Raw genomic sequence first — 16,538 nt, 5'->3', positions numbered from 1 at the left:
CAAAATGGCAGCAAAAGACGTGGTCTTCGGCGGCGACGCCCGCGCACGTATGGTCGAAGGCGTGAACATCCTCGCCAACGCCGTCAAGGTGACCCTGGGCCCCAAGGGCCGCAACGTGGTGCTCGAGCGCTCCTTCGGCGCCCCCACCGTGACCAAGGACGGTGTGTCCGTGGCCAAGGAAATCGAGCTGAAGGACAAGCTGCAGAACATGGGCGCCCAGCTCGTGAAGGAAGTGGCCTCCAAGACCAGCGACAACGCGGGTGACGGCACCACCACCGCCACCGTGCTGGCCCAGGCCATCGTGCGCGAAGGCTCCAAGTACGTGGCCGCCGGCCTGAACCCGATGGACCTGAAGCGCGGCATCGACAAGGCGGTCGCCGCCCTGGTCGAAGCGCTGAAGAAGTCCAGCAAGGCCACCACGACCTCCAAGGAAATCGCCCAGGTCGGCTCCATCTCGGCCAACAGCGACACCGACGTCGGCCAGATCATCGCTGACGCGATGGACAAGGTCGGCAAGGAAGGCGTGATCACCGTCGAAGACGGCAAGAGCCTGGCCAACGAGCTGGACGTCGTCGAAGGCATGCAGTTCGACCGCGGCTACCTGTCGCCCTACTTCATCAACAACCCCGAGAAGCAGGCCGCACTGCTGGACAACCCGTTCGTCCTGCTGTTCGACAAGAAGATCAGCAACATCCGTGACCTGCTGCCCACGCTGGAAGCCGTGGCCAAGGCCGGCCGTCCGCTGCTGATCATTGCCGAAGAAGTCGACGGCGAAGCGCTGGCGACCCTGGTGGTCAACACCATCCGCGGCATCCTGAAGGTCGTGGCCGTCAAGGCGCCTGGCTTCGGCGACCGCCGCAAGGCCATGCTGGAAGACATCGCCATCCTGACCGGCGGCAAGGTCATCGCTGAAGAAGTGGGCCTGTCGCTCGAGAAGGTGACGCTGGCCGACCTGGGCCAGGCCAAGCGCATCGAAGTGGGCAAGGAAAACACCACCATCATCGATGGCGCCGGTGCCGCTGCCGACATCGAAGCCCGCGTCAAGCAGATCCGCATCCAGATCGAAGAAGCCACCAGCGACTACGACCGCGAGAAGCTGCAAGAGCGCGTGGCCAAGCTGGCCGGCGGCGTGGCCGTGATCAAGGTTGGCGCTGCCACCGAAGTCGAAATGAAGGAAAAGAAGGCCCGCGTCGAAGACGCCCTGCACGCAACGCGTGCCGCGGTGGAAGAAGGCGTGGTGGCCGGTGGTGGCGTGGCCCTGCTGCGCGCCAAGCAAGCCGTCGGCGACATCAAGGGCGACAACGCCGACCAGGACGCCGGCATCAAGCTGATCCTGAAGGCCATCGAAGCGCCCCTGCGCGAGATCGTCGCCAATGCCGGTGGCGAGCCGAGCGTGGTCGTGAACGCCGTGCTGCAAGGCAAGGGCAACTACGGCTTCAACGCCGCCAACGACACCTATGGCGACATGATCGAGATGGGCATCCTGGACCCGACCAAGGTGACCCGCACCGCCCTGCAGAACGCCGCTTCCGTGGCTGCCCTGCTGCTGACGACCGAGTGCATGGTCGCCGAAGCACCGAAGGACGAGTCCGCTGCGCCCGCCATGCCCGGTGGCATGGGCGGCATGGGTGGCATGGACATGTAATTCAAATCAAGCGCGCTGCTGCGCGCTTGATTTGGTTCTGTTCAAGTCAGATCAAAAAGCCGGGCGAAGCCCGGCTTTTTTCATGGGCGCCCCGCCTGCGCGCTGCTTCGGCGGGGCGGGTGCGCGCTTCGCGCGGCACCCTGCCGACGGGCGGCTTCGCCGGCCCTCGTGGTTGGACGAGAGATCTGCCATGCACGGGCACAGGCCGTTTCGTTCACGCATGAAAAAAGCCGTCGCATGCGACGGCTTTCTCGTTGATGGGCCGGGGCTGCAATGCAGCCCGGCGACCGATCAGGCAGCGACGCTGGCCAGATCCTCGTTGAAGGTCTTGCTGGGACGCATCACGGCGTCGGTCTTGGCCGGGTCGGTCTTGTAGTAGCCACCAATGTCGGCCGGCTTGCCCTGCACCTCGGCCAGTTCGGCGACGATCTTCTGCTCGTCGGCGGCCAGCTTCTGGGCCAGGGGCTTGAACTTGGCCGCCAGTTCGGCGTCCTCGGTCTGCTCGGCCAGGGCCTGGGCCCAGTACAGCGCGATGTAGAAGTGGCTGCCGCGGTTGTCCAGCTGGCCGGTCTTGGGGCTCGGGCCCTTGTTGTTGTCCAGCAGCTTGCCAGTGGCGGTGTCCAGCGCCTTGGCCAGCACCTTGGCCTTGGCGTTGCTGTTCTTGATGCCCAGCTCTTCCAGGCTCACGGCCAGAGCCAGGAACTCGCCCAGCGAATCCCAGCGCAGGTGGTTCTCTTCCACCAGCTGCTGCACGTGCTTCGGGGCCGAGCCGCCAGCGCCCGTCTCGTACATGCCGCCGCCGGCCATCAGCGGCACGATCGACAGCATCTTGGCCGAGGTGCCCAGTTCCATGATCGGGAACAGGTCGGTCAGGTAGTCGCGCAGGATGTTGCCGGTAGCGCTGATGGTGTCCAGGCCACGGATCACGCGCTCCAGCGTGTAACGCATGGCGCGCACCTGGCTCATGATCTGGATGTCCAGGCCGGTGGTGTTGTGCTCATGCAGGTACATCTTGACCTTGGTGATGAGCTCCTTCTCGTGCGGACGGTAGGCGTCCAGCCAGAAGACCACAGGCATGCCGGAGTTGCGGGCGCGGGTGACGGCCAGCTTGACCCAGTCGCGGATGGCGGCGTCCTTGACTTGGCACATGCGCCAGATGTCGCCCTGCTCCACGTTCTGGCTCATCAGCACTTCGCCCGTGTTGAGGTCGGTGATGTTGGCGACGCCGTCTTCAGGAATTTCGAAGGTCTTGTCGTGCGAACCGTACTCTTCGGCCTGCTGGGCCATCAGGCCGACGTTGGGCACCGTGCCCATGGTCTTGGGGTCGAAGGCGCCGTGCCACTTGCAGAAGTTGATGATCTCCTGGTAGATGCGGGCGAAGGTCGACTCGGGCATCACGGCCTTGACGTCCTTCAGGCGGCCGTTGGCGTCCCACATCTTGCCGCCGTTGCGGATCATGGCAGGCATGGACGCGTCCACGATGATGTCGTTGGGCGAGTGGAAGTTGGTGATGCCCTTGGCCGAGTCCACCATGGCCAGCTCGGGGCGGTGCTCGTGGCAGGCATGCAGGTCACGCTTGATCTCGTCCTGCTTGGCCGTCGGCAGCGTGGCGATCTTGTTGTACAGGTCGACCATGCCGTTGTTGACGTTCACGCCCAGCTCGTCGAAGAGCTTGCCGTGCTTCTCGAAGGCGTCCTTGTAGAAGATCTTCACGCAGTGGCCGAAGACGATGGGGTGCGAGACCTTCATCATCGTGGCCTTGACGTGCAGCGAGAACATCACGCCGGTCTCGCGGGCGTCCTCGATCTCCTTCTCGTAGAAGGCCAGCAGGGCCTTCTTGCTCATGAACATCGAGTCGATGACTTCACGGTCGAGCAGCGAGACCTTCGGCTTGAGCACGATGGTCTTGCCGCTCTTGGTGATCAGCTCCATCTTGACGTCGCGGGCGCGGTCCAGCGTCATCGACTTTTCGCCGTGGTAGAAGTCGCCGGCGTGCATGTGCGACACGTGCGAGCGCGAGGCCTGGCTCCAGGGCGCCATGCTGTGCGGGTTCTTGCGGGCGTATTCCTTGACGGCCTTGGGCGCGCGACGGTCGGAGTTGCCTTCGCGCAGCACGGGGTTGACGGCCGAGCCGGTGCACTTGTTGTAGCGCGCGCGGATGTCCTTCTCTTCGTCGGTCTGCGGGTTCTCGGGGAAATCGGGGATCTTGTAGCCCTTGTCCTGCAGTTCCTTGATGGCGGCCTTGAGCTGGGCCACCGAGGCGCTGATGTTGGGCAGCTTGATGATGTTGGCTTCGGGCTTGAGCGTGAGCTTGCCGAGCGCGGCGAGGTTGTCCGGCACGCGCTGCTCTTCGGTCAGGCACTCCGGAAACTGGCCGAGGATGCGGGCGGCCACCGAGATGTCGCTGGTCTGCACGTCGACGCCCGCGGCCTGCGCGAAGGTGCGGACGATGGGCAGGAAGGAGGCGGTGGCGAGCGCGGGCGCTTCGTCGGTCAGGGTGTAGATGATGGTCGGAGACGTCGTGCTCATGGCGCTGGGATGTCCTTGGAGAAGATGGTCGGAATCGGGTCCGGCGGGCATTTTCGCTCTGATCGGCGCAGGCGTCGCCAGACGGACTTCGGCCCGGACGCAAGGCCCGGGCCGAGGGAGGGAAAGCGGCGAGATCAGCCCTGTTTCAGCCGACCCAGCAACTGGGCCGTGGAGGCGTCCAGCCCCTGCACGTCGCCGCTGGCGAGCCGCGGCTCCAGGTCCTTGGCCAGTACCTTGCCCAGCTCCACGCCCCACTGGTCGAAGCTGTTGATGCCCCAGATCGCGCCGCTGACGAACACGCGGTGCTCGTACATGGCGATGAAGGCGCCCAGCGATTCGGGCGTGAGTTCATCCAGCACGAAGAAGCTGCTCGGCCGGTTGCCGGGGAAGTTGCGATGCCCCCCCGCGTCGGCCTTGCCCACCATCAGCGCCTGTGCCTGCGCAAGGGCATTGGCGAGCAGCTTGGCATGGTGGCCTTCGAGCGAATGCGCCGGCTGGCGCACGGCCACGAATTCGAGCGGTACCACGTCCGTGCCCTGGTGCAGCATCTGGAAGTAGGCATGCTGGCCGTTGGTGCCCGGCTCGCCCCACAGCACCGGCGAGGTGCCCACGGCGAGCGGCCGGCCGTCGAGGTCGACCTGCTTGCCGTTGCTTTCCATCTCCAGCTGCTGCAGGTAGGCCGGCACGCGGCGCAGCGCGCTGTGGTAGGGCGCGATGCAGCGGCTGGTGAAGCCCAGGAAGTTGCGGTACCAGACGTCCAGCAGGCCCAGGCGCACCGGCAGGTTCTGCACCAGCGGCGCGGTGCGGAAATGCTCGTCCATGGCATGGGCGCCGGCCAGCAGGCGGCGGAAGCCGTCGGCACCGATCGCCAGCGCGACGGGCAGGCCGATGGCCGACCACATCGAATAGCGGCCGCCCACCCAGTCCCAGAAGCCGAAGGTGGTGTCGATGCCGAAGGCGCGCGCCGCCTCGACATTGGTGGTGAGCGCCGCGAAGTGGCTGGCGATGTCGGTGCCGCCGGACTGCTCGTACCAGCGCTTGGCCGACTGGGCATTGGCCATGGTCTCGGCCGTGGTGAAGGTCTTGGAGGCGATCAGGAACAGCGTGTGCTCCGGCGCCAGTCCCTTGAGCACGCCGGCCAGTTCATGCCCGTCCACGTTGGAGACGAAGTGGAAATGCTTGCCCGGCGCCACCTGCTCGGCCAGCGCCAGCACGGCCATCTGCGGGCCGAGGTCGGAGCCGCCAATGCCGATGTTGACCACGTCGGTGATGGTGTGGTCGGCCCGCACCTTCTCGGCGTAGGCCAGCATGGCGTCCAGCGTCTCGTGCACCGCGGGCAGCTCGGCCGCCGCGGCCGGTGCAAGGCCGGTGGCATCGGCGGGCGTGCGCAGCAGCCAGTGCATGACGGCGCGGCCTTCGGTGCTGTTGATCGGCTCGCCAGAGAAAAGCGCGGCCCGCTTCGCTTCCAGGCCGCAGTCGGCGGCCAGCTGCAGCAAGGCCTGCTCGACCTCGGCATCGATCAGGTTCTTGGACAGGTCCGCGAAGACGTACGGCGCCTCCTGGCTCAGCGCGGCGGCGCGGTCGGCATCGCCGGCGAAGGCCTGGCGCAGGTCGAAGCTCCGACGGGTGGCCTGCAACTGCTGCAGACGGGCCCACGCAGCGGTTTCATCGCAGCGCACGGGCATCAGGCGGCTCCCATCAGCTTGTCGAGCTTGATCGCATCGGCCGTGAAGCCGCGGACGCCTTCGGCCAGCTTCTCGGTGGCCATGGCGTCTTCGTTGAGCGCGAAGCGGAAGGCCGGCTCGTCCAGCGTGACCTTCGGGATGTCGGCGCGGTCGCGTGCCGCGGCGGCGTCCAGCGCCAGCGCGAGCGGTGCTTCGCTGGCGGCCAGCTCGGCCAGCAGCTCGGGGCTGATGGTCAGCAGGTCGCAGCCGGCCAGCGCACCGATCTGGCCCACATTGCGGAAGCTCGCGCCCATCACCTCGGTGGCGATGCCGTGGCGCTTGTAGTAGTCGAAGATGCGGCGCACCGACTTCACGCCGGGATCGTTGACGCCGGAACTGGCCGCCTCGTCCCAGCTGCTGCCCGCACTCTTCTTGTACCAGTCGTAGATCCGGCCCACGAAGGGCGAGATGAGCTTCACGCCCGCCGCGCCGCAGGCCACGGCCTGGGCGAAGGAGAACAGCAGCGTCAGGTTGGTGTGGATGCCGCGGGCCTCCAGCTCGCGCGCGGCCTCGATGCCTTCCCAGGTGGCGGCGATCTTGATCAGCAGTCGCTTCTCGACGTCGACGCCCTCGGCCTTGTACAGCTCGACCAGCCGCAGCGCGCGGGCCACGGTGGCCGTGGTGTCGAAGGAAAGGCGCGCGTCCACTTCGGTCGACACCCGGCCCGGCACCAGCGCCAGGATCTCGCAGCCGAAGCGCACCAGCAGCCGGTCGACGATCTCGTCCAGCGGCCGGCCGGCGTGGCGCGACAGGGCTTCGTCCAGCAGCGGCCGGTACTCGGACTTCTGCACCGCCTTGAGGATCAGCGACGGGTTGGTGGTCGCGTCCTGCGGCTTGAACTGGGCGAGCTGGTGGAAGTCACCGGTGTCGGCGACCACGGTGGTCCATTGGCGGAGGGCGTCGAGTTGGTTCATGCAAACGATTATGTCGCGCGACTGTGGCGCGACCCGCGTGCGCACGCGGCTTTTGGCTGGTGGCTGACAGGCCGCGCGCGCAGGGAACGCTAAGTTGTCATGCTGTTCCGATCCACTCACCGGGAGACCCCATGAGCCGTACCGGCCACGACCTGAGCCAGAGCCAGGCCCTCGACAACGACCACGCCGCCAGCCACCGCATCGCGCTGCTGGCAGCCGCCTTCTGCGTGGGCGGAATCGCCGCCATGGCGGGCCTGAAGTGGGCCCGCCGCCGGCAGTTGCCCGCCGGCCCTGCGGACGGAGCCCCGTTGATGCGCGCGCCGCTCCAGGTGGTCGCGCCGGTGGACCTCAAGCGCTATGCCGGTGTCTGGTATGAGCAGGCCCGGCTGCCCAACCGTTTCGAAAAGGCCTGCGGCGGCACCGTGTCGGCTGAATACACCCCGCTGCCGGACGGCACTGTCGAAGTGCGCAACCGCTGCGTCCGGCAGGACGGCCAGGTGGACGAGTCGGTGGGCATCGCCCACGCCGTGCGCGTGGCGGGCCTGCCCGGCGCCGGCCGTCTGGCGGTCAGCTTCGCCCCCGCATGGCTGCGCTGGCTTCCGGTCGTTTGGGGCGACTACTGGATCCTGAAGCTCGACCGCGACTACCAGGTGGCGCTGGTGGGCACGCCCAAGCGCGACTACCTGTGGGTGCTCTCGCGCGTGCAGCACCTGGATGAGGCCAGCTTGGCCACCGAACTGGACTACGCCCGCACGCTGGGCTTCGACATCGACCAGGTCGTGCGCAGCGGCGCGCAGGACGCGCCCGCCTGAGCGGGCCCTGCAGGCGCTCAGGCCCGCGGCATGCGCTCAGGTGCCGAGCGCCTTGTCCACCATCCGCGGCAGTTGCGCAGCGAGTGCGGCCGGCGAGGTGCAGTGCAGCGCCTGCCAGCCCAGGGCCATCGCCGACTCCACGTTCGGCACCGAGTCGTCGATGAACAGGGTGTCGGCAGGCACCAGACCATGGCGCCACGCCAGCAGCTCGAAGATCTCGGTGTTCGGCTTGATGCGCTTGACGTCTCCCGAGAACACGCCACCGTCGAAGCGCCCGAACAGCTCGGGCAGGCGACGCTCCAGCGCCCGCGCGTAGGGCAGCGGCATGTTCGAGAGGTAATAGAGCTTGAGCGGCGCGCCCGCATCGCGCTGCTCGGCCAACCGGGCCAGCATGTCGACGGTGACGGTCACGGGCTGAAGGATCTCGCCCAAGGGCACGACCAGTTCGCGAACCGCCTCCGGCGGAAGCTGCAGGCGCTGGGCGGTGCGTGCCGCCACGTCCTCGGCTTCCCGCAAGCCGCCGTCGAAGTCCAGCCAGTCCTGATGGTGAAAGAAGGCCCGAACCAGCGCATGGGCCGAGGCGTCGTCGGTGGCACGCTGCGGGAAATGCTTTTTCAGGTGATCGGCAGGCTGCCAGTCGATGAGCACGCCGCCGAGATCGAAAACCAGGTTCATGGCGCGATTGTCCCTCCGACCCTCGCCCAGTGGCACGCAGGGCGCCTCGCGGGTGCGCTTACAGTCGGAGCCCCGCATCCACCGCGCGCGCGGCGCGCATGTTCTGCCCCATGAGTTTCGACCTCGTTCTTTTCGGCGGCACCGGCGACCTGGCCTGGCGCAAGCTGATGCCCGCTCTCTTCCAGGCCTTCCGCCACGGCAGCCTGCCGGCCGGTGGCCGCATCATCGGCGTGGCACGCGACGACCTGTCGGATGCACAGTACCGCGAGCTCATCCAGTCCCGCTTCAAGGCGGTGGAAGGCGCCAAGCGACCCAGCCCGGAGGAATTCGAGAAGTTCGCCGACCTGCTGCATTACCTGCGCATGGACCTGTCCAAGCCGGCGGACTACGATCGCCTGGCGCAGACGCTGCAGGAGCGCGATGCCGACACGGTGGTCATGTACCTCGCCACCGCGCCCTCGCTCTTCACGCAGACCGTCGAGCGCATCGCCGCCGCCGGCCTGGGCGGCCCCAAGACCCGCGTGGTGCTGGAGAAGCCGCTGGGCCATGACCTGGCTTCCAACCGCGCCATCAACGCTGCCGTGGGCCGCGTGCTGAAGGAAGAACAGGTCTTCCGCATCGACCACTACCTGGGCAAGCCCTCGGTGCAGAACCTGTTCGCCATGCGCTTCGGCAACGCGCTGTTCGAGCCGCTGTGGCGCCGCGAATACATCGCCAGCATCGAGATCACCATCGCCGAGGACCTGGGCGTGGAAAAACGCGGCGCCTTCTACGACCAGACCGGCGCGCTGCGCGACATGGTGCAGAACCATGCGCTGCAGCTGTTATGCGCCGTGGCAATGGAGCCGCCCATCAATGCCCATGCGGACGCGCTGCGCGACGAGAAGCTCAAGGTGCTGCGATCGCTGAAAGCCTGGACGCCCGAGTCCATCGGCATGCACGCGGTACGGGGCCAGTACACCGCCGGCACCGCCTACGGCGAGCGGGTGCAGGGCTACCTGCAGGAGCCGGGCATCGACCCGGCCAGCCGCACCGAGACCTTCGTCGCCCTGCGCGCCGAGATCGCCAACTGGCGCTGGGCCGGCGTGCCCTTCTACATCCGCACCGGCAAGCGCCTGGCCTCGCGCGATGCGCGCATCGAAGTCAACTTCAAGCCCACGCCGCACGCCATCTTCCGCGCGCCGGCCGGCGCCAGTGCCAACAAGCTGGTGATCAACCTGCAGCCCAAGGACGGGCTGGAGCTGCACCTGCTGGCGCAGGCCCAGAACAGCCGCAAGCGCAGTGGCGACGGCACGCAGCCGCTGGCCACCGTGCAGTTGGACCTGGACTTCGGCCAGCGCTTCGGCACCGAGCGCGTGGGCGCCTACGAGCGGCTGCTGCTGGACGTGATCGACGGCCGGCTCAACCTCTTCGTGCGCAGCGACGAGCAGGAAGAGGCCTGGCGCTGGGTGGAGCCGCTGATCGAGGCTTGGCAGAACGACAGCGGCCCCCGCCCCTACGCCGCCGGCACCTGGGGCCCGAGCGCGAGCAGCGCCATGATTGCGCGCGACGGGCTGGCGTGGAGCGAAGAGCAGTAGGCGCTGGTCGCTCGCTCAACGAAGAAGGCCCGGCCGCGTCGAGCGCCGGGCCTTCTTCCTTCATCAAAGATCCAATGGCCGCGGAGCAGGCCATGCCGGGCACCCGAGGAACTGGATTTGCCAGGCCTCCGGGTGCGCCCCCCTCCAAGCCGGAGGCGCCAGGGAGGGGGGAGCCGCGAAGCGGCATGGGGGGGCTTCCCTTTTTAGGGGGCCTGGTAGGTCTTGGTGCTGTAGAGATCCGTCGGCAGCTTCTTCAGCGCCGGCAGGCCGGTGGTCGCGTCCTTGGCCTGCGACTGGATGTAGTCGAGGAAGACATCGGCATCGAGCACGCCGATGTCTAGGCGCCGGGCAGCCGGCACGGCAGCCAGCGTCTTATAGCCATCGCCGCCAGTGGCATTGAAGCTCAGCACGAACAGCTTGTAGGTCTTGCTGGCATCCAGCGCGACCCAGGCACTGGTCTTCGCATCGCGCACCTCGATGTTGCTGGCGCGGGCGCCCTTGGCCAGGCGTGCATCGACGTCGAAGCGCAGGCCGCCGGTATAGGGATAGGGGCCGGTGGTGCCGCCCGTGCCATAGACGGCATCGAGGCCGTCCTCCAGCATGGCCTTCACCTCGGCGCCGCTGATGTCCAGGCGGAACAGCATGTTGCCGAAGGGCAGCACCTGGATCACCTGCGCCGCCGTCACCTTGCCGGGCACCAGCGGAATGCGCACGCCGCCGCCGCTCTGCAGCGAGATGTCGGCGCCGCCGTACTTCTTCTGCGCCACCTCCAGGTAGGCCTGCGCCACCAGCTGCTGGATGTCGCCGCCACGCAGCGACACGCTGCCGAGCGTGTTGCAGGTGCTGCTGGAGCGCGAATAGTCGACCGTGCCGGCGCCGCCCGGCACGCGGCGCGAGCACAGCTCGTCGACCGCCACGGCCACGTCGGTCTTGTTGAAGACCTCGATGCGGTCAGCGAAGGGCTTGAGCACGGCGCTGGCGCTGGCATCGGGCGCCACGGTGTAGAGCAGCCCGTTGGTGGCTGCGACGTCGGCCTGGATCGCGCTCCGCTGCGCATCGGTGGGCGCCTTGCCGGCGAGCGTGTAGTTGTCGCCCACCAGCACATGCGGCGTGCCGCTGCAGGCCGTGACGTCGCCGTTGGCGTCGAAGCTGACCTTGAGCTCGCCCACCACCTGCGCGTATTCCCAGGCCTGCACCACGCAGACCCGCCTGCCGTCCTTGTTGGTGATCTGCGTCGGGTAGGCGCCGGCGGGTGAGCCCACGCCCAGCGTGTTCAGCGCGTCCGGCCCGAGCAGCGTGTGCGAATCGCCGCCCACCACCACGTCCACGCCTGACAGGGCCTTGGCCACCTGCAGGTCGTACTCGTAGCCGATGTGGCTCGTCAGCACGATCTTGTCGATGCCCTGGGCGCGCAGGCGGTCGATCTCGCGCTGGGCAGCGGTGGTCTCGTCCTCGAAGGTGGTGTCGGCGTCGGGGCTGGAGGAGGCCTTGGTCTTGCCTGCGATGGTCAGGCCGACGATGCCGATCTTTTGCCCACCGCGCTCGACCACGGTGGAGCGCTGCACGGCGCCCGGTGCGCGCGAAGGGTTGAGGGCGGAGCCGCCCCCGAAGTTGACGTTGGCGCTCAGCGCAGGCGTCTTGCAATTGCCCTGGCGCAGCAGGTCCAGGAAGTTCTTCAGCCCCGCGTCGCCCTTGTCGAACTCGTGGTTGCCCAGCGTGAAGGCGTCGAAGCAGACGGTGTTCATCAGCGCTGCGTCGGCCTCGCCGTCGGCGCCGGCACGGTTGAAGAACAGCGTGCCGGTGAGCGCATCGCCCGCATGCAGCTTGAGAACGTTGGCCTTGCCGGCCGCCAATTGGTTGATGGCGGCCGTCACGCGCGGAAAGCCCGCAGCCTCGACGCTCACCGTGCTGCGCGTGGCATCGCCCGCCTGCAGCTGCAGCGTGCGCGTCTTGGTAGCCAGGTTGGAATGGTGGTCGTTGATGTGCAGCAGTGTCAGCTCCAGCGGTGCCGGCGCGGGCCTGGCTGCAGGCGCAGGTGCCGGTGCAGCTGCCGCCGGCGTGGCGCTACCGAGCTGCAGGGTGGACGATCCGCCGCCGCAGGCCGACAGGCCCAGGCAGAGGGCGGCCGCGAGTGTGCCGATCATGTGTCGATCCATGGCGCTTCCCCAATGCTTCGTTGTACGGAACCGCGCATGCTGGCCGGCCCGGATGACGAAGCGATGAAGAAGCGGAAGGAAGGACGCCGTTCAGCCAGCGCGAGCCTGCACGACCGAGACGCCCTGCATGCCCAGCGACAGCACGGTGGTGTCCCCGGGGCGCAGCGGCTGCAACGCGTCATTCGAGACGACGAACAGTTCGCCGAGCTCGGTCTTGAAGCCGTAGTCGTAGCCATGACCCAGGTAGGCCGCCTTGATGCAGGTGGCGGGCAGCCCATCGGCCGCGCCGATGCGCCAGGCCTCGGGCCGCACCGCGACCTTCACCGGGCCAGGTGCCAGCGCGCGCGGCGGCACCAGGGCGAGCGGGCCCAAGCGCACGCGGCCATCGGCTTCGACCTCGGCGGCGAAGACCATGGCCTCGCCCATGAAGCCGGCCACGAATTCGCTCTCGGGCTGGTTGTAGAGCGTCTGGGGCGTGCCGCGCTGGGCAATCACGCCATGGTCCATCACGATGATCTGGTCGCTCACCGCCAGCGCCTCGCCCTGGTCGTGCGTGACGTAGGCCACCGTGAGCTGCAGGCGCTGCTGGATGGCGCGGATCTCCTCGCGCATCTCGCGGCGCAGGCGTGCGTCCAGGTTGGACAGCGGCTCGTCGAAGAGCAGCACCGCCGGCTCCAGCACCAGCGCGCGCGCCAGGGCCACGCGCTGCTGCTGGCCGCCGGACAGCTCGCTGGGCAGGCGTTCGTCGAAACCCACCAGCCCGACGCCGCGCAGCGCCTCGCGGGCGCGCGTGGCCGCTTCGGCCTTGGCGACCCGACTCATGCGCAGGCCGTAGGCCACGTTCTCGATGACGTTCATGTGCGGAAAGAGCGCGTAGCTCTGGAACATCATCGACACGTTGCGCTCGGCCGGACCGAGCGTGGTGACGTCGCGCCCGCCCATGAGGATCTGGCCCGAGGTGGGCGACTCCAGCCCCGCAATCATGCGCAGCGTGGTGGTCTTGCCGCAGCCCGAGGGGCCGAGGATGGTGGTCAGCGTGCCCTTGGGCACCTCGAAGCTGATGCCCTTGACCGCCAGCGGCGCATTGGCGTCGCTGCCGTAGCGCTTGGTGACGTTGCGAAATTCGATGCCGTCGCTCATCTGTGCGTGTTCCGTGTTTCTCTTGCGCGCTTCATGCGGCGACAGGTTGGGCTACCTTGCGGCGCCCCAGACGGCGCTCGCCGACCAGCAGCTGGATCAGCGCGATGGCCAGCGACATCAGCACGATCAGCACCGTGCAGTACGCCAGCGCCACGCCGTAGTCGCCGTTGCCCACGCGGCCGATGATGTAGGTGGTGGCCAGCTCGTTCTCGGCCGTGACCAGGAAGATCACCGCGCTCACCGTGGTCATGGCCCGCACGAAGCTGTAGACCAGCGCGGCCACCAGCGCCGGCTTGAGCAGCGGCAGCACCACGTGCAGCAGCGTCTGCGCGGTGGAGGCGCGCAGCATCAGCGAGGCCTCGTCCAGCGAGCGGTCGAGCTGCTTGAAGGCGGCCGTGCCCGCCCGCACGCCCACCGGCAGGTTGCGGAACATGAAGCACAGCACGATGACCAGGCCCGTGCCCGTGAGCTCCAGCGGCGGCACGTTGAAGGCCAGGATGTAGCTCACGCCCAGCACCGTGCCGGGAATCGCGAAGGCCAGCAACGCGGCGAACTCGAAGGCACCCTGGCCCTTGAACTCGTTGCGCGCCAGCAGCCAGGCGATCAGCAGGCCCAGCGCCGCGGTCAGCGGCGCCGACAGGCCCGCCAGCTTGAGCGTGGTCCACAGCGAATTCCAGGCCGTGCCAGCCCACACCAGCCCGAACTGGCCCCACTCCAGCGAGAAGGCGGTGCGGAAGTGCTGCAGCGTCAGCGTGTAGTCGCGTCCCCAGGTCTGCACGAAGCCGCCCGCGAAGGCGAACAGGTACACCACCACGGTGAAGCCGATCCACGGCAGCGCCACGCACTGCACCGTGCGCAGCACGCCCGTGGGCAGGGGCATGGGCACGCCGGCATCGCCCTTGCCGCTGACGGTGGTGAAGTTCTGCCGGCCCAGCAGGCCACGCTGCACTGCGAACACCAGCAGCGCGAAGAGGGTCAGCACCCAGGCCAGCGAGGCGGCCCGGCCCTGGTCGTACTGCGCGCCCACGATGGCGAAGAAGATGTCGGTGGAGAGCACCGAATACTGGCCGCCCACCACCACGGGGTTGCCGAAGTCCGCGATGCTCTCGATGAAGCCCACCAGGAAGGCATTGGCCAGCCCCGGCTTGAGCAGCGGCAGCGTCACGGTGCGGAAGGTGTGCCAGCGGTCGGCCCGCAGCATCAGCGCCGCCTCTTCCAGGCTGGGCGCGATGCCCTGCACCACGCCGCGCATGATCATGAAGGCGATGGGCGTGAAGGCGAAGAGCTGCGCCGTGAGGATGCCCGGCAGGCCGTAGAACCAGCGCGTGGCCGGAATGCCGAACCACGTTTCCAGCGCCTGGTTGACCACACCCGCGCGGCCGAACAGCAGGATCAGGCCCAGGCCCACCACGAAGGGCGGCGTGATGATGGGCAGCAACGCCACCACCTTGAGCGGCCCCTGCCAGCGGCGCGCGCCACGCTCGGCCATCAGCGCGATCAGCGTGCCGAGGAAGGTGGTGCCAGCGGCCGTCAGCAGGGCCAGCAACAGCGTGTTCCAGGCCACGCCGCAGCTCGTGCCGCCGGCGACGCAGCCCAGGCCCCAGATGCGCTCGGTGAACACCCGCGCGCCGAAGGCGGCGAGCGAGGCATGTCCGTCCTCGTCGAAGAAGGCCGCGGACAGTGCCTTGCCCACGGGCCAGCCGATGAACATGAGCAGCACCAGCCCGCAGCCCACCACAGCCGCGGAGACGAACAGGTCGCCGCGGAAGAAGCCCAGGCGCGCAAGCCCGAATGCGGCCAGCACGACCAGCATGGAAAAGACGACGATGCCGCCGATGCCGATGCCGAACTGGTTGACCTGCAGTTCGCCGAACAGCGTGTTGAGTGCGGCGAAGCTCCAGCCGCGTGCGCCGATGGCCAGGCCCGACACGGCCAGCGCCAGCGCACCGAGGCCACCACCCGCCAGCCACCAGCGGCCCTGGGCGCGGCCGGGTGCGCGGCTTGCGCCCACCATGCACAGCACCAGCCCGCTCAGGCCCGCGAAGAGCCAGGGCCGCCCCTGCTTCGCAGCCTGGATCAGGCCGTTGGCCGCATCGCCTTCACGCCAGATGCCGGGCAGCGCCTGCCACCAGCTGGTGTCCTGGATCGCATACCAGGGCAGCAGCCCATAGGCGACGAGCCCGATCGCGATGCACGACCAGGCCGCCGCGTTCGAACGGGGCGCGCGCACTCAGCGGGGCAGCGAGTTGACTTCTTTTTCCCAGCGGGCGATCAGGCGTCGCCGCTCGGCGCTGGCGCCGTAGGTCTTGTAGTCGTAGTTGATCAGCTTGATCTTCTTGAAGTCAGGCACGTTCGGATCGACCACCGTGGCCTTGTTCGATGGCAGCTGGTACTGCTTGGACGCCGCACCGAAGGCCTGCGCCTGGGGGGTCAGCGCCCATTCGTAGAACTTCTTGGCCTGCTCCAGATTGCGGGCGCCCTTGACGATGCTCATGGATCCGATCTCGGCGCCGGTGCCTTCGGACGGCGTCACCGTCTCGACCGGAAAGCCCTGCATCTTCTCCTGCGGCGCGTCGTGCACGAAGCTGATCGACACCGCGGTCTCGCCGCGCGCCACCGCCTTGATCGGCGCCGTGCCGGAACGGGTGTAGGCCGAGACATTCTTGTGCAGGCCCTTGAGGTATTCGAAGGCCTTGTCCTCGCCCATCAGCTGCACCAGCGTGGCGATCATGGTGTAGGCCGTGCCGCTCGACGCGGGGTTGGCCACCTGGATGTCGCCCTTGTATTCGGGCTTGAGCAGGTCGGCCCAGCTGCGCGGCACCGGCAGCTTCTTCTTGGCCAGCAGCTCGGTGTTGTAGCCGAAGCCCAGCGGGCCGGAGTAGATGCCCACCGTGCGGTAGCCCGATTGCTGGGCCTGCTGCTGCGCCCACGGGTACAGCTGCGTGAGCGTCGGCGACTTGTACTCCAGCGTGAGGTTCTGCTCGGCCGCCTGCAGGTGGGGATCGCCCGTACCGCCGAACCAGACGTCGGTCTTGGGGTTGTCGCGTTCGGCGATCAGCTGGGCCAGGGCCTCGCCCGAGCCCTTGAGGGCCAGGTTGATCTTGACGCCGGTGGTGCGCGCATAGACGGTGGCGATCATGTTGCACCAGTCGGCCTGCACCGAGCAGATGACGTTGACCTGCTGGGCGCTCGCGGCCGAGGCGGCGGTGGCGAGGGCGGCGGCCAACAAGGCGCGGCGGAAGGTCTGTTGTTGTCGGGGCATCTTGATTCCGGAAAGAGAGGGGCCCGGCGTCGCCGGACCGGGGTGCCGACCTTACGTCCCGGGCCTGCCGCCGTCATCGGTGGAACTACCGCTGGTGCAGCGCT

Annotated in this window: 11 protein-coding genes; 3 read left to right on the top strand and 8 right to left on the bottom strand. The window is 68.0% G+C overall.

Annotated features, from left to right (window positions below):
• Positions 1-4: 4 nt before the first annotated feature.
• Positions 5-1,645 carry a chaperonin GroEL gene (gene groL / locus DFR41_RS07050; RefSeq protein ID WP_043113290.1) on the top strand — a complete coding sequence of 547 codons (1,641 nt, stop codon included), beginning with the start codon at positions 5-7 and terminating at the stop codon, positions 1,643-1,645.
• Between the two features lie 291 nt (positions 1,646-1,936).
• On the opposite strand, the gene DFR41_RS07045 is transcribed toward groL, so the two are convergent.
• The 3 genes from DFR41_RS07045 to tal all read right to left on the bottom strand — a co-directional run bounded on the left by DFR41_RS07045 (position 1,937) and on the right by tal (position 6,812).
• On the bottom strand, positions 1,937-4,174 hold the full coding sequence (locus tag DFR41_RS07045) for an NADP-dependent isocitrate dehydrogenase (RefSeq protein WP_114802261.1): 2,238 nt from the start codon (positions 4,172-4,174) through the stop codon (positions 1,937-1,939).
• Between the two features lie 134 nt (positions 4,175-4,308).
• Positions 4,309-5,859: a glucose-6-phosphate isomerase gene (gene pgi / locus DFR41_RS07040; protein ID WP_114802260.1), complete on the bottom strand. Its 1,551-nt coding sequence runs from the start codon at positions 5,857-5,859 to the stop codon at positions 4,309-4,311.
• Complete coding sequence (gene tal, locus DFR41_RS07035; RefSeq protein ID WP_114802259.1) at positions 5,859-6,812, bottom strand: transaldolase; 954 nt, start codon at positions 6,810-6,812, stop codon at positions 5,859-5,861. The genes pgi and tal overlap by 1 nt, the downstream gene beginning before the upstream one ends.
• A 131-nt stretch (positions 6,813-6,943) precedes the next feature.
• Here tal and DFR41_RS07030 point away from each other — a divergent pair, with 131 nt between their 5' ends.
• Positions 6,944-7,624: a lipocalin family protein gene (locus tag DFR41_RS07030; RefSeq protein ID WP_114802258.1), complete on the top strand. Its 681-nt coding sequence runs from the start codon at positions 6,944-6,946 to the stop codon at positions 7,622-7,624.
• A gap of 36 nt (positions 7,625-7,660) precedes the next feature.
• Here DFR41_RS07030 and DFR41_RS07025 read toward each other — a convergent pair whose 3' ends face one another.
• A complete protein-coding gene (locus DFR41_RS07025) occupies positions 7,661-8,299 on the bottom strand; it encodes an HAD family hydrolase (protein ID WP_114802257.1) in 639 nt (212 codons plus the stop codon).
• Positions 8,300-8,409: 110 nt separating this feature from the next.
• Here DFR41_RS07025 and zwf point away from each other — a divergent pair, with 110 nt between their 5' ends.
• On the top strand, positions 8,410-9,876 hold the full coding sequence (zwf, locus tag DFR41_RS07020; RefSeq protein WP_114802524.1) for a glucose-6-phosphate dehydrogenase: 1,467 nt from the start codon (positions 8,410-8,412) through the stop codon (positions 9,874-9,876).
• Positions 9,877-10,079: 203 nt separating this feature from the next.
• Here zwf and DFR41_RS07015 read toward each other — a convergent pair whose 3' ends face one another.
• The 4 genes from DFR41_RS07015 to DFR41_RS07000 form a co-directional block, all read right to left on the bottom strand.
• The gene (locus DFR41_RS07015) at positions 10,080-12,020 is read right to left on the bottom strand and encodes a bifunctional metallophosphatase/5'-nucleotidase (protein ID WP_114802256.1); all 1,941 of its coding nucleotides are present in this window, start codon (positions 12,018-12,020) and stop codon (positions 10,080-10,082) included.
• A 102-nt stretch (positions 12,021-12,122) separates the two neighbouring features.
• Positions 12,123-13,172, bottom strand: coding sequence for an ABC transporter ATP-binding protein (locus DFR41_RS07010; RefSeq protein ID WP_114802255.1), 1,050 nt, complete (start codon positions 13,170-13,172; stop codon positions 12,123-12,125).
• Positions 13,173-13,203: 31 nt separating this feature from the next.
• Positions 13,204-15,402, bottom strand: a complete 2,199-nt coding sequence (locus DFR41_RS07005; protein WP_114802254.1) for an ABC transporter permease — start codon at positions 15,400-15,402, stop codon at positions 13,204-13,206.
• Positions 15,403-16,434 carry an ABC transporter substrate-binding protein gene (locus DFR41_RS07000; protein ID WP_114802253.1) on the bottom strand — a complete coding sequence of 344 codons (1,032 nt, stop codon included), beginning with the start codon at positions 16,432-16,434 and terminating at the stop codon, positions 15,403-15,405.
• Positions 16,435-16,538 lie beyond the last annotated feature (104 nt).

The sequence above is a fragment of the Pseudacidovorax intermedius genome (assembly GCF_003350475.1).
Classification (GTDB): domain Bacteria; phylum Pseudomonadota; class Gammaproteobacteria; order Burkholderiales; family Burkholderiaceae_C; genus Xenophilus; species Xenophilus intermedius.
The sequence above is the reverse complement of the archived record's forward strand: the minus strand, read 5'-3'. Positions and strand labels throughout refer to the sequence as shown.

Coding starts and splice junctions, on each gene's coding strand:
- DFR41_RS07010 (WP_114802255.1), bottom strand. CDS start 13,172: ATGAGCGACGGCATCGAATTTCGCAACGTCACCAAGCGCTACGGCAGC.
- DFR41_RS07025 (WP_114802257.1), bottom strand. CDS start 8,299: ATGAACCTGGTTTTCGATCTCGGCGGCGTGCTCATCGACTGGCAGCCT.
- DFR41_RS07000 (WP_114802253.1), bottom strand. CDS start 16,434: ATGCCCCGACAACAACAGACCTTCCGCCGCGCCTTGTTGGCCGCCGCC.
- pgi (WP_114802260.1), bottom strand. CDS start 5,859: ATGCCCGTGCGCTGCGATGAAACCGCTGCGTGGGCCCGTCTGCAGCAG.
- DFR41_RS07015 (WP_114802256.1), bottom strand. CDS start 12,020: ATGATCGGCACACTCGCGGCCGCCCTCTGCCTGGGCCTGTCGGCCTGC.
- zwf (WP_114802524.1), top strand. CDS start 8,410: ATGAGTTTCGACCTCGTTCTTTTCGGCGGCACCGGCGACCTGGCCTGG.
- DFR41_RS07045 (WP_114802261.1), bottom strand. CDS start 4,174: ATGAGCACGACGTCTCCGACCATCATCTACACCCTGACCGACGAAGCG.
- DFR41_RS07030 (WP_114802258.1), top strand. CDS start 6,944: ATGAGCCGTACCGGCCACGACCTGAGCCAGAGCCAGGCCCTCGACAAC.
- tal (WP_114802259.1), bottom strand. CDS start 6,812: ATGAACCAACTCGACGCCCTCCGCCAATGGACCACCGTGGTCGCCGAC.
- groL (WP_043113290.1), top strand. CDS start 5: ATGGCAGCAAAAGACGTGGTCTTCGGCGGCGACGCCCGCGCACGTATG.